12 protein-coding genes are annotated in these 12,066 nt (G+C 69.9%); 4 read left to right on the forward strand and 8 right to left on the reverse strand.

Features of this window, described 5'->3' with window-relative positions:
- Positions 1-107 precede the first annotated feature (107 nt).
- Positions 108-1,184 carry a lysylphosphatidylglycerol synthase transmembrane domain-containing protein gene (locus tag TSO352_RS00720; RefSeq protein WP_247871813.1) on the forward strand — a complete coding sequence of 359 codons (1,077 nt, stop codon included), beginning with the start codon at positions 108-110 and terminating at the stop codon, positions 1,182-1,184.
- Positions 1,181-2,704: a bifunctional class I SAM-dependent methyltransferase/glycosyltransferase family 2 protein gene (locus tag TSO352_RS00725; protein WP_109105490.1), complete on the forward strand. Its 1,524-nt coding sequence runs from the start codon at positions 1,181-1,183 to the stop codon at positions 2,702-2,704. The genes TSO352_RS00720 and TSO352_RS00725 overlap by 4 nt, the downstream gene beginning before the upstream one ends.
- Before the next feature lie 46 nt (positions 2,705-2,750).
- Here the strand turns inward: TSO352_RS00725 and TSO352_RS00730 are convergent, their stop codons facing one another.
- The 8 genes from TSO352_RS00730 to TSO352_RS00765 all read right to left on the reverse strand — a co-directional run bounded on the left by TSO352_RS00730 (position 2,751) and on the right by TSO352_RS00765 (position 7,871).
- Positions 2,751-3,287, reverse strand: coding sequence for an RNA-guided endonuclease TnpB family protein (locus TSO352_RS00730; protein ID WP_109105491.1), 537 nt, complete (start codon positions 3,285-3,287; stop codon positions 2,751-2,753).
- Positions 3,277-3,696 carry a hypothetical protein gene (locus TSO352_RS00735; protein ID WP_109105492.1) on the reverse strand — a complete coding sequence of 140 codons (420 nt, stop codon included), beginning with the start codon at positions 3,694-3,696 and terminating at the stop codon, positions 3,277-3,279. Before TSO352_RS00735 ends, TSO352_RS00730 begins: the two co-directional genes overlap by 11 nt.
- A gap of 93 nt (positions 3,697-3,789) precedes the next feature.
- A complete protein-coding gene (locus tag TSO352_RS00740) occupies positions 3,790-3,957 on the reverse strand; it encodes a helix-turn-helix domain-containing protein (RefSeq protein WP_109105493.1) in 168 nt (55 codons plus the stop codon).
- Positions 3,958-4,072: 115 nt separating this feature from the next.
- On the reverse strand, positions 4,073-4,315 hold the full coding sequence (locus TSO352_RS00745; protein ID WP_109105494.1) for a hypothetical protein: 243 nt from the start codon (positions 4,313-4,315) through the stop codon (positions 4,073-4,075).
- Between the two features lie 56 nt (positions 4,316-4,371).
- On the reverse strand, positions 4,372-4,602 hold the full coding sequence (locus TSO352_RS00750) for a hypothetical protein (RefSeq protein WP_109105495.1): 231 nt from the start codon (positions 4,600-4,602) through the stop codon (positions 4,372-4,374).
- Positions 4,603-4,863: 261 nt separating this feature from the next.
- On the reverse strand, positions 4,864-6,792 hold the full coding sequence (locus tag TSO352_RS00755; protein ID WP_109105496.1) for an alkaline phosphatase PhoX: 1,929 nt from the start codon (positions 6,790-6,792) through the stop codon (positions 4,864-4,866).
- Positions 6,793-6,951: 159 nt separating this feature from the next.
- The gene (locus TSO352_RS00760; RefSeq protein ID WP_109105497.1) at positions 6,952-7,248 is read right to left on the reverse strand and encodes a hypothetical protein; all 297 of its coding nucleotides are present in this window, start codon (positions 7,246-7,248) and stop codon (positions 6,952-6,954) included.
- A complete protein-coding gene (locus TSO352_RS00765; protein WP_109105498.1) occupies positions 7,245-7,871 on the reverse strand; it encodes an NUDIX hydrolase in 627 nt (208 codons plus the stop codon). Before TSO352_RS00765 ends, TSO352_RS00760 begins: the two co-directional genes overlap by 4 nt.
- Before the next feature lie 534 nt (positions 7,872-8,405).
- Between TSO352_RS00765 and TSO352_RS00770 the strand changes: the two genes are divergently transcribed.
- Together TSO352_RS00770 and TSO352_RS00775 are read left to right on the forward strand one after the other, a co-directional pair.
- The gene (locus TSO352_RS00770) at positions 8,406-10,874 is read left to right on the forward strand and encodes a glycosyltransferase (protein ID WP_247871814.1); all 2,469 of its coding nucleotides are present in this window, start codon (positions 8,406-8,408) and stop codon (positions 10,872-10,874) included.
- A 161-nt stretch (positions 10,875-11,035) separates the two neighbouring features.
- On the forward strand, positions 11,036-11,932 hold the full coding sequence (locus TSO352_RS00775; protein ID WP_247871815.1) for a glycosyltransferase family 2 protein: 897 nt from the start codon (positions 11,036-11,038) through the stop codon (positions 11,930-11,932).
- The last annotated feature ends 134 nt before the right edge of the window (positions 11,933-12,066 follow it).

The raw sequence follows: 12,066 nt of genomic DNA on the forward strand, positions 1-12,066 counted from the left end.
TAGCCGGCGCGTGCATGCCCTGACCGGATGACAAGCCGGGCGCAAGCCGCTACAACGGCGCGTTCGGCGCCGCGGTTCCGCGGTCGCCCGGCTTTCATGCGGGGATGATGTCTCAGGCCCTTCTCGACGCCGCCTTCGCCCGGCCCGGCCCCGGCAAGAGTGATCCGGGCAAGGGCGATCCGGGCAAGACGGCTGGCCGGCGATGGCCGGTGCTGGTCAAGCTGGCGGTGACGGTGGTCATCCTGGGCGCGCTCGCCGCCGGGGCCGACTGGGCCGGCATAGCCGCGCGCCTGTCCGCCGCCGACCCCTGGCTGTTCGCCGCCGGCTTCGCCGCCAAGGCGCTGACCCTGCCGTTGGCCTCCCAGCGGTGGCGGGCGGTCGGCCGCGCCGCCGGCTTCACCCTGTCGCGCTGGACCGCCTTCCGCCTGCAGATGGCCAGCAGCTTCCTCGGCCAGATCCTGCCGGGCTCGGTCGGGGCCGACCTGCTGCGCGGCTGGTTCACCTGGCGGCTCGGCCACGCCGCCGGGCCGGTGATGCTGGCGCTGCTGGTCGACCGGCTGATGGCGCTGCTGGGGGTGGTGCTGATCGGGCTGATCGGCCTGCCGCATCTGGCCGCCGTGGCGCCGCCGGCGGTCGCCGCCACCGTGCTGGGCGGCGCCGTGGTGCTGGGCGTCGCCATGGTCCTGCTGCTGCTGGCCGGCCGCATCCCGCGCGAGCGGCTGCCGATCCCCAAGCGCCTGCGCGACGGCGCGCTCGGCCGCGCCGCCTGGGGCGCGGTGGCGCAGCTGCGCGCCATGACCGGCAACCGCGCCGCCTGGGCGGCGCTGGGCCACAGCGTCGGCGTCCATCTCGCCACCATCACCGCGACCATCCTGTTCGCCCGCTCGGTCGGCCTGCCGCTCGGCTGGCTGGATGGGCTGGCCATCGTGCCGGCCGCCATCGTCGCCGCCGCCCTGCCCGTCTCGCTCGGTGGCTGGGGCGTGCGCGAGGGGGCGATGGTCGCCGGTTTCGCGCTGCTCGGCTTCGACGCCGACGCGGCCCTTCTGGTCTCGCTGCTGATCGGGCTGTCGATCGCCACCCTGTCGCTGCCCGGCGGCCTGTTCTGGCTGCTGCTGCGCAGCGAGACCGCCTCCCCGCCGGAGACCTCCCGGCCCGACGCCTTCCCGACGGATCCGTCCCGATGACCGACCAGACCTTGTCGCCCGCCGTTCCGCCCGCCACGGCGCCCGTCCCGCCGGCGCCCGCCGAAGCCGCCCCGCCGCCGCTCTCGGCGCGCCAGCAGCGCATCCGCGGCCTGTTCGACGCGATGGCCCCGTTGCGCGACCGCTGGGCGGAGCGCAACCGCGCCTTCCACGAGGCCGACCGCGCCTATCTGCGCTTCCTGATCCCGGAAGGGGCGACGGTGCTGGAGATCGGCTGCGGCGTCGGCGACACGCTGGCGGATCTGAAGCCGGCGCGCGGCGTCGGCATCGACCTCAGCCCGGCGACCATCGCCGTGGCCAGGGCCCGCCATCCGGAGCTGGAGCTGATCACCGCCAATGCCGAGGATCCGGCGACGCTGGACGGCGTCGAGGGGCCGTTCAGCCACATCCTGCTGTCGGGCACCATCGGCTTCCTGGATGACATCGAGGAGACGCTGCGCCTGCTGCGCCGCGTCGCCGACTCCAGGACGCGCATCGTCGTCAGCTATCACTCGCGCGGCTGGGAGCCGGTCCTGTGGGCGGCGGAAAAGCTGGGCATGCGCATGCCGCAGGGGCCGCAGAACTGGCTGTCGACCAGCGACATCGTCAACCTGCTGGAGCTGGCGGGCTGGGAGCCGGTGCGCCGCGAGTGGCGCCAGCTGATTCCGAAGCGGCTGCTGGGGCTGGGGCCGCTGATCAACCGCACCATCGCGCCGCTGCCCGGCATCCGCCGGCTGTGCGTGCGCAACTACGTCGTCGCCCGGCCGCAGCCGGAGGGCGGCGTGGTGACGGTGGACGGGGCGCCGCCGTCGGTCACCATCCTGATCCCCTGCCGCAACGAGCGCGGCAACATCGAGAACGCCATCCGCCGCCTGCCTCGCTTCGCCCCCGACATCGAGGTGATCTACGTCGAGGGCAACAGCCAGGACAACACCTACGAGGAATGCCTGCGCGTCCGCGACGCCTATCCCGACTGGGACATCAAGGTGATGAAGCAGCCCGGCAAGGGCAAGGGCGACGCGGTGCGCGCCGGCTTCAACGCGGCGCGCGGCGACATCCTGATCATCCTGGACGCCGACCTGACGGTGCCGCCGGAAACCATGGGCAAGTTCTATCAGGCGATGGCGTCGGGCAAGGGCGAGTTCGTCAACGGCACCCGGCTGGTCTACCCGATGGCGCCGGAGGCGATGCGCTTCCTGAACTTCCTGGCCAACCGGGCCTTCGCGCGCATCTTCTCGTTCCTGCTGAACACCCGCTTCACCGACACGCTGTGCGGCACCAAGGTGCTGTGGCGCCGGGATTACCAGGAGATCGTCGCCAACCGCCATTACTTCGGCGACTTCGACCCCTTCGGCGATTTCGACCTGATCTTCGGCGCGGCGAAGCTGAACCTGAAGATCGTCGAGGTGCCGGTGCGCTACGCCGACCGCAGCTATGGCGAGACCCAGATCTCCCGCTTCACCCACGGCTGGCTTTTGGCCCGCATGGTGGTCTTCGCCTGGAAGAAGCTGAAGGGTTTTTAAAATCCTCCCCATGGCTGAGAGCCATGAGGATGTCCGAGGGCGGCTTTCAGGCCGCCCTCTTCGGTTCGCGCGTCACCGGCCGCCCAGCGGCGGCCCTCGGCGCCGGCTGTTTTCCAGCCTTCAGGATGGTGATGGCCGCGTTGTGATCGGCGTTCATCGTGTGACCACAGCGGACGCATCGGAAAACCGCTTGGCTCTCGCGGCTTGCCTGGTCGATGGCTCCACAACAGGAGCAGGTCTGTGAGGTGCAGCGGGGATCAACCATGACCAGAGTTCCGCCTGCGGCGGCCAGCTTGTCGCCAAGGACGATCTCGAACTGGTGCCAGCCGGCGCTCAGGATCGCGCGGTTGAGCCCGGCCTTGGCCCGGACGTTGCGACCAGGGCACGCGGCTGTGCCTTTGGCACTGGCGGTCATGGCTTTGGTGTTGAGGGCCTCCAGCGCGACAAAGCCGAAGCGGGTCGCGATCGCGCGTGACCGCTCGTGGTTCCAGTGCCGGCGGAGGCGGGCACTCTTGGCCTTGGTCCGGGCGAGAAGCCGCTTGGCCGCTGCCCGGCGGTTGGAGCCCTTCTGCTTAAAGGGCAAGGGCTTTGGCTTGCTGTCGGGCCCGGCGTTCCAGGACGTTCAGGCGCTCCTTGGGCCGGTCGTGGAAGGTGCCGTCGGACAGCGCCAGCGTGCGCGTCACACCGCGGTCGATGCCGACGGCGGGCTTGTCACTCGGCTGGACCGGCTGCTCGATCTCGGTGGTGAAGACGACGTGCCAGCCAAGGGCATCGCGCACCACCGTCACCACCTTGATGGTCCCTGGGATCCCACGCGTCAGCCGGAACCTGACCTCGCCGACCTTCGGGATCAGCACGACCGCCCATTTGGCGTTGAGCTTGCGCCAGCGGGAGCGGGCGAAGGGGAAGCGGACGGCCTCCCGCTCGCCGCGTTTGCGGGGCTGGGGATACCCGGCACGGCCGGCGAAGAAATTCGAGAAGGCGCGCTCCACATCGCGAAGCGCGTACTGCAGGCAATCGACCGGTGCGGCGGCGATCCAGTCGACCGCGGCCCGCAGAGCCGTCAGCTCGCGGTTTTGCGAGGCCTAGGACAGCGGCCGGCCGGTGGTTGCCTTGAAGGGCCGCCACCAGTCACGCCGCTGTTCCAGCGCAAGATTGTACACGAAGCGGCAAACTCCGGCGAAGCGGGCGACCTGTGCCCGCTGGGCGTCATCGGCGTAGAGCCGGAATTTGTAGCCGCGTGACACGATCATGCCGTCAGCTTAAGGCCACCGCAAAGGAACGCAACGGGAACGACGGTATAATCCTTTGAGCGGTCACTCCTCTCCATCGCTCAAGCAAGAGGGGCGCGCGCCCGGACGCCGCCGTTCAGACGCCGATGGCTTCCGCCGGGATCACGGCGAAGGCCTGGTAGCCGTCGCGCTGCTCGGTCAGGCTGACCAGCAGGTCGGACAGGCTGTCGCGGGCGAAGGCGTCGGTGGTCTCCGTCATCTTGCGGCGCACCACGGCGATGAACTCCTCCAGCACCTCCAGATGCAGGGCGGCGGCGGCGAGGACGTCGGACGCGACGGGGGCGTTGGCGTTGGCGGGGGCGGCGGCGGGCGTGGTCATGATGACGGTTCCTTCGGGGGACGCTGGCGGGCGGTCAGGGGGCGGGCGGTCAGGTGTCAGGCGGCGAGCGCGGGGGTGGACAGCGGGTGGGCGGTGGCGGCCAGCACGGCGCGGTAGGTCTCGCGCTGCTCGGTCAGGCCGGCCAGCAGGTCGTTCAGGCTGTCGCGGGCGAAATCGCTGGTGGTGGCGGCCAACTTCGCCTGGGTGATGGCGATGAACTCGTCCACCACATCCAGGTGCAGGGCGGAGGAAGCAAAGATCTCGGCGGAGAAATCACTCTTCGTCATGGTGGTGACCCCTGTTCTGGCCTGTATCGGCGGTGAGGGCTGGTGCCCGTTCTCGATGACCTTATTGAGACATCCGCCCAGTTAACGAGGTGTTAAGATCACCGATTGGTCCTAGGTCGATTGGAGATTACCACTTCCAAGAAAAACCCAATGGCATGACTTGTCGGAAGTGTTAATCCTTTTGATGGGACTGCAAGGTGGGCATGAAAAAACGCGGCCGGTTGCCCGGCCGCGTCCTTTTCGCCAGCGTTGCCGACAGGCTCAGACCGCCTGGGGCAGGCCGTGGATGTAGCCGACGCCGCCGCTGCGGCGGTTGCGGTAGGCGTCGTCGATCAGGGTGGCGAGGCTGGCCTTGACCTTGTCGTGCAGGCCCTTCTCCCAGTCGCCGGGGTGCTGGAAGTTGCTCATGATGTAGGAGAAGCCGTTGACGTCGTCGACCGCCTGCAGGCCGGTCGATTCCGCGCCCGCCGGGCAGGACAGGATGCGGGCGAGCTGCTTGGTGTCGGCGTTGTAGGCCCACAGGAAGTTGTTGACGTGGGCGCCGCTGTCCTCGCCGATGAACAGGGTGCGCAGCTTCTCGGAGAACTTCAGGTTGTCCGGGTTGGCGATCCGGTCGGCGTCGGCGGTGTTGCCGATCGCGTCGGGGGTGGCGAGGTCACGGCCGACCAGGGCCGGGACGGCGCTGAAATGCACCGGCACCCAGTCGCTGGCGATCGCCGCACCGGCGGCGTCGCTCTGGCCGCCGGTCATCGGCAGCTGGTAGACGGCGCCGGCGTTGATGGCGTCGACCTTGATGCCGCTCTTGCCGTCGCTCATCGACTTGTACATGTAGGACACCGCCATGTAGGCGGTCTTGTCCTTGGCGTTGACGGTGACGCCCTCCAGCTTGGTCAGGGCCAGGGTGGCGCCGACGGTGGGGGCGTAGCGGTGGGTCTCCAGGAAGGCGGCGGCCTTCTCCATGCCCGGCTTGAACTTCACCCACTGGGTCTTGCCGCTGAAGGGGATGGCGGTGAAGGACGGGTCCTTCGGATCCTCTTTCTTCACCTCGACGATGTCGGCGGCCTTCAGCGTGTCGGCGAGCGCCTTGATCTCGTCGCTGGTGGCGTGGCCCAGCTTGACCCAGGTGAGCGCGAAGGCGCCGCCCTTGTCGATGTCCTTGCCGGCCTCCTGCGTCATCTTCGCGGCGTAGAGGGTGCCGGCGGACAGGTCCTTCGGGTGATCGGCGATGAACATGAACAGGCCGCCGTTGGTGGCGTCGTCGCCCATCAGCACGGTGCGCTGGTCGGGCATCACCTGCACCAGCTCGTGCGAGATGCGGCCCAGGCAATAGTGCTTCTTGATGCTGCCGGTGCCGTCGGGGTTGACCGTCACTTCCGGCAGGTGGCCGTAGTGATAGGGGTTGGCCTTGGTCGCGTCGCCGAACAGGTTCTTGCTGTAGGCGCGGAACTGGTCGTCGATGGCGGTCGCGTCCGGCTCGTACTCCTCGCTCGACAGGTGGGTGTTCCAGGGCGACAGGCTGGCGCCGCAGGTGATCCACAGGCCGTGCACCGGGCTGGTGTCGACGTTGTGGTACTGCACCAGCTTGAGCGCGCCGGTCTCCTTGTTCTGGTCCAGCGTCAGGACGGCGATCGGCGACGGCAGCTTGCCGTACATCGAGGCGTCCTTGGAATCGCGGGTGGTGTATTCGAACTGGACCACGGCGAACAGGGTGTTGCCGGTGACGCCGGCCACCGTGGCGCCGGGGATCGGGGCCAGCAGGTTGCAGCCGTCCGGGCAGTCGGAGAAGAACGGCGCCGGCGTCGCCAGCGAGGCGTCGAGGATCGGCTTGCCGTTGATGTCGACATAGCCGCCGGCCAGGATCGTGCCGCCCTTGCCGTCCGGAACCATATCGCCGGTGATGAACAGCGGCTGGTAGCCGAGCGCGAAGCTCTGCTTGGAGCCGTCGGCCCAGGTCACGACCATGCTGGACTCGACCGTGGTCTTGGCCTGCGCCGCGGCGGTGGTGGGGGCGGCCATGCCGACGAACTCGACGGCGACCGGCGCGCCCTTGGCGGCGGCGGCCTCGGCGCCCGAGGCGAACAGCAGCTCGCCGGCGCCGATGCCGGCGACCGGCAGCAGCGGCAGGCCGGCAAGGGCGCGGAGCACGGAGCGGCGCGATGTTTCAGACAGGTGGACGGATGCGTTGGTCATGACTGGTCTCTCCCGAACCCTGCTCAGGGCAAGCGGCTGGCGTGCCGCGCGCTTGGAACGCGCGGCTTCGTTTTGGCGAGCGGGCGGGAGGCTAGCGCGGTGATGTTACAGTTTGACGGTCGCTCCCCATTCGTTTGGGAGGTCGGCCGTTCAAGACGGTCAGCGCGCGCTGAGCATGCAGGTGCGGTCGGCCGGCATCGGCAGGACCACCGGCTTGCCGTCGGGCCCGGTGCCGCGGACCTCGCGCCCGCCGCCCGGCTTGCCCCCCGGTTTCTCCCCTGGCTTCTCGACGATCTCCGGGTCGCTCAGCTGGCCGGTCACCGCCCATTGCCGGGTCGCGGGGTCCTGGCAGCGCAGCTCGTAGCGGCCCTTCATCGGCTCGGCGGCGGCCCCGGAGGCCAGGGGGCCGGCGAGCAGGGGAGCGGCCAGGGCGAGGATCAGCGTGCGGCGGGTCATGGCGTGGTATCCTCTGGTGGAAGCTTGGCCGGCTGAGGATTCGAGAGCGCGCGGGCGATGTCGCCCTGCCAGACCATGCTGACCAGCGCGATCTGGGTCAGCAGGTGCATCTCGCCGCGGCCGATGGCGGCCAGCAGCTCCGCACGGGTCAGGAACAGGATCTCGGTGTCCTCCAGGTCGTCGGACACCGGGGCGGACACGAGGTCGGCGACGCGACGGCAGCCGGTGGCGTGGAACATGTGCGACCACGCCCCGCCCTGGTTGGCGTTGACCATGTAGGCGCCGAGGTCGGTCCAGCGCTCCGCCTCCATCCCGGTCTCCTCCAGCAGCTCGCGCTTCGCGGCGTCCAGCGGCTCTTCGCCGGGCGACAGGTGGCCGCCGGGAAAGACCAGCCCGACCTTGCGCGGGCCGTGGCGGTACTGGCGGTAGGTGACGATGCGGCCGTCCGCGGTCTCGGCGAAGATGCAGGCGAAGGACGGTTGATCGAACTGGTAGTAATCGTCGATCCGCCGCCCGTCGGGCAGCTCCACCGTCTCCACCCGCACCTTCAGGAACGGATCGGCGTCGAGCAGGTCGCGGCTGTCGACCACGCTCCAGGGGCGGTGGGGATGGTGATCGGGCATGCGTGTCCTTGTCGTGCTGGGCGGGCGCCGGCAGGCCGCTTGGCGGGAGCCAGCGGCAGGTTGTAATTCATCGCCGTCGTCGCCAACAAATGGTCAAAGGAGGCAAGGGTCGGTCAAGCCGTCACGCGCCCGCCGCTTTGATCCGTTCGGGCAGGGTGGTCTTGGCTGTGCGAATGGTGACGTGCGGCCTGCGATTCCTCCGTCTCTCCACGCCACGGTCATGATCCGGGTGGGGTTCGTCACGTTGGCTGAGACAGCGACCGAAGACAGACCCCCTGTCGAGGCACCATGCGGGGAAGCCGTCGTTTCAAGGCGTGTCTGAAACGATCGAACAAATCGATGATTGAAGTTTCGCTGAAGCATCGCCAACACAACAGGAAGGACTCCCACCATTCCGGACCTTTCGCACACAAGGCCAAGCTTGATGCCGGGCTGATGCGAAATGAAACAAATTGTGTCTTCATTCCACGGTCCCGATATTCCGATTGAGCCGTCCCGGCAAAGTGCCTATCGATTCGGGACCGCGATATCCGTATGCCGTCCCGAGCTTCCGCCGGGACCTTCTTCCGCCACGCCGCCCAACCGATCGTCCCATCCATCGCCATGCCCACGGGTCCGATTCCGCGCCTGATCCACCAGACCTGGAAGAACGACGAGGTTCCGCCGGAATTCCGTCCCCTGCAGCGGAGCTGGATCGAGCGGAATCCGGGCTTCGCCTACCGGTTCTGGACCGACGACGACATCGCCCGCTTCATCGCGAGCGAGCATCCGGCGCTGCTGCCGGTCTTCCAGGGCTACGCCGATCCCATCGCGCGGATCGATCTGGCGCGCTACCTGATCCTGCGGCGTTTCGGCGGGGTGTACGCCGACCTCGACTGCGAATGCCTGCGCCCGCTCGACGGGCTTCTCGATGGGCATGGCTTCGTCGTCGGGGTGGAGCCGGAGGCGCATGGCGCCCTGGAGAAGGCGGTGCAGCGCGGCCTGTCCCGCATCCTCTGCCCGTCCTTCCTCGCCTCGGTCCCCGGCCATCCCTTCTGGGACCATCTGCTCGCCCGGCTGGTCGAGGCCCGGCATTGCCCGGACGTGCTGGACGCCACCGGGCCGTTCCTGCTGACCCGCGCCCACGCCAGCTATGCGGCCGGGCAGGAGGCGGGGGCGGCGGTGACCGTGGTGGCGCCGGAGCTGCTCTACCCGGTCACCAAGGACGATTGCTGGAGCGGGCGGCTGTTCGACCTCGCCTTCTGGGAACAGGCGACGCGCCAGGCCTACGCCGTCCACTACTGGGAGGGCACCTGGTTCCGCACCGACAGCGATCGCGGCCTCCGCCTGCCGCGGCAGATCACGGGGACGGTGACCGACGCCCGGCCGCAAGGGACCGAGGCCGGGGCCGAGGCGGCCCCATCAGCCGCTGCGGGCGGTCCGCCGCTGATTTCCTGCCTGATGGTCACCAAGCTGCGGAGCGGGCTGGTGGAGCTGGCCATCGACAGCTTCGTCCGCCAGACCTACGCCAACCGGGAACTGGTCATCGTCTGCGACGCGCCGGTGCCGGGCGAAGACGCCGGGGGGGACGCGCTCGACCGCGTCGCCCGGGCGGTGGCCGGCCGGACGAACATCCGGCTGATCCGGGTGGAGGGGCCGGGCCGGACGCTGGGCGAACTGCGCAACATCGCCGTCGACCACGCCGCCGGCCGCTATGTCTGCCAGTGGGACGACGACGACCTCTACGATCCATGCCGGCTGGAATACCAGCATCTGATGCTGTCCCGCGCCGGCGCCCAGGCCTGCCTGCTGGGGCGCTGGATGATCTGGTGGCCGGCGGAGGACCCGGACGCGGAGCGGCTGGCCGTGTCGTGCGAGCGGGACTGGGAAGGCTCGCTGCTGTGCGAGCGGGCGGTGATGCCGCGCTATCCCCATCTGCGCCGTGGCGAGGACACGCCGGTGATCGAGCAGCTCCGCCGCAGCGTCCGGGTGGTCCGCATGGATCTGCCGCGGCTCTACACCTACGTCGCCCATGGCGCCAACACCTTCGGCGCCGGCCACTTCGACGCCCATTGGCCGCTCGCCACCGCCCGTTTCAGCGGCGAGCGCTGCCGCGCCGTGCTGGAGGAGATGGCGAAGCGCCTGCCGGTGGAGGCCTACCGCCACGCCCTCGCCGCCCCTCTTCCCGCCGCCCCGTCTTCTCCCGCCTCCGCCTCCGCCTCCGCGGCCCCGGTGGCGATGGGGACCGTGCCCAAGGTGCTGGTGCTGACCCCGGTGAAGGACGCCCGGCCGCACCTGCCCCGCTATCTGGAGCTGCTCGCCCGGCTCGACCACGACCCCGCCCGGCTGTCGCTGGGCTTCCTGGACAGCGACAGCCGGGACGGCACCCACGACTGGCTGGCCGCCCGCCTGCCGGAGCTGCGGGACCGCTACCGCCGGGTGACGCTGCTGCGGCACGACTACGGCTTCCTCCCCGACGGCCCGCGCTGGGCGCCGGCGATCCAGCGGCGGCGGCGCGAGATCCTGGCGCGGTCGCGCAACCGGCTGCTGGCCGGCACGCTGGAGGACGAGGCGTGGGTGCTGTGGCTCGACGCCGACTTGGTCGATTACCCGCCGGACCTGCTGACGCGGCTGCTGGCCGCCGGGCGCGACATCGTCGTCCCCCATTGCGTCCTGCCGGACGGGCGGACCTTCGACCTCAACAGCTTCCGCCTGGATCCGGACGGCGAGGAGGACCCCCGCCACCGCGTCGACGGCATCTTCCAGCCGCCCCGTGGCGTCGGGCGGCGCTACCTCGACGACTTCCCGGTCACAGGCGGGCCGGACCAGGACATCGTGCCGGTCGACGGGGTCGGCGGGGCGGCCCTGCTGGTGCGCGCCGACCTGCACCGCGAGGGGCTGTGCTTCCCGCCCTTCAGCCACCGCGGCTACATCGAAACCGAAGGGCTGGCGATGATGGCCCGGGACATGGGCGTGACGTCCTGGGCCCTGCCGGGGCTGCGCATCGTCCATGCCGACCGATAGGGGCGGCCTGTTGATGGCCGAGCGGCGCGCTCCCCTGTTGATGGGGGATCGGGGTCGCGCCCGGCCCGCTCCTTCGTCCTGCCCGCAACGGGAAACGCGCCATGTCCGTCACCATGCCCCCGCCCCCGTCCGTGTCCGCCGCGCCGCCTGATCCCCGGCCCGTGGCGAGCGTCGTCGTCTGCACCCACCGGCGTCCGGAGCTGCTCGACGCCTGCCTGGGCAGTCTGGTGGGTCAGCGCGCGTCCGGCGGCGCCCATGAGATCCTGGTGGTCGACAATTCCCCCGGGATGGAGGCGCGCCCGGTGGTCGAACGGTGGCAGCCGGCGTTCGCGATGCGGGGCGTGCCGTTGCGCTACAGGCTGGAGGAGCGGTCCGGTGTCGCCTTTGCCCGCAACCGCGGCGTGGCCGAGGCGGCGGGGGCACTGATCGCCTTCATCGACGACGACGAGCGGGCCTGCGAGAACTGGCTGGAGCGGTTGCTGGAGCCCTTCGAGCGCCTGGGCGATGCCGTCGATCTGGTCGCCGGCGAGGTCGAGCCGGATTTCGGCGACCAGCCCCGGCCCGACTGGCTGGGCGACGACCTGCTGCATTTCTTCTCCTGCCGCTGGGGTTGGGACAGCGCCTCCCGTTTCCTGCAGGATCACGAGTGGTTCGGCGAGGGCAATTGCGCCTTTCGCAAGCGGCTGCTGGCCGATCGCGGCTTTCCGACCGACTTCGGCCGCAAGGGCGATGGCCTGATGTCGAACGAGGGGGTGGTCTTCCTCGAGCTGCGTGCGGCGGGGGCGGCGACCTATTATGTCCCCGAAGCCATGGTGTTCCACCGGATCCACCCCGACCGGTTGAGCCGGCGCTGGCTGATGCGGCGGATGTTTTACCAGGGCGCCTCCGACCGCCTTGCCCAACGGCGCCACGGGATCGCGGAGCAGCGCTGGGACTTCAACGTCAACCTCGCCAAGCTGGCCGACCTGGACGTCGAGAGCCTGGAGGGGGAGAGCCTGCGGGCGGTGATCCGGCTGTATTTCCAGTTCGGCTACGCGGCGGCGCCCGGCATGTACTGAGACCGGGTCCGGGATGTCTTGCCTCCTGACCCCGGTATTCGGTCGCGACGGCGGCCGCGGCCCGACAGGGCCGAAGCCTGCGTGGCGTATGAACGCAGCGGTCAGGAAATCCTGACCGCTTATGACCCCCCGCC

The sequence above is a fragment of the Azospirillum sp. TSO35-2 genome (assembly GCF_003116095.1).
Classification (GTDB): Bacteria; Pseudomonadota; Alphaproteobacteria; order Azospirillales; family Azospirillaceae; genus Azospirillum.

Excerpts from the sequence above, each read along its gene's own strand:
- TSO352_RS00720 (WP_247871813.1), top strand. The coding sequence starts at position 108 with ATGTCTCAGGCCCTTCTCGACGCCGCCTTCGCCCGGCCCGGCCCCGGC.
- TSO352_RS00725 (WP_109105490.1), top strand. The coding sequence starts at position 1,181 with ATGACCGACCAGACCTTGTCGCCCGCCGTTCCGCCCGCCACGGCGCCC.
- TSO352_RS00740 (WP_109105493.1), bottom strand. The coding sequence starts at position 3,957 with ATGATCGTGTCACGCGGCTACAAATTCCGGCTCTACGCCGATGACGCC.
- TSO352_RS00745 (WP_109105494.1), bottom strand. The coding sequence starts at position 4,315 with ATGACCACGCCCGCCGCCGCCCCCGCCAACGCCAACGCCCCCGTCGCG.
- TSO352_RS00750 (WP_109105495.1), bottom strand. The coding sequence starts at position 4,602 with ATGACGAAGAGTGATTTCTCCGCCGAGATCTTTGCTTCCTCCGCCCTG.
- TSO352_RS00755 (WP_109105496.1), bottom strand. The coding sequence starts at position 6,792 with ATGACCAACGCATCCGTCCACCTGTCTGAAACATCGCGCCGCTCCGTG.
- TSO352_RS00760 (WP_109105497.1), bottom strand. The coding sequence starts at position 7,248 with ATGACCCGCCGCACGCTGATCCTCGCCCTGGCCGCTCCCCTGCTCGCC.
- TSO352_RS00765 (WP_109105498.1), bottom strand. The coding sequence starts at position 7,871 with ATGCCCGATCACCATCCCCACCGCCCCTGGAGCGTGGTCGACAGCCGC.
- TSO352_RS00770 (WP_247871814.1), top strand. The coding sequence starts at position 8,406 with ATGCCGTCCCGAGCTTCCGCCGGGACCTTCTTCCGCCACGCCGCCCAA.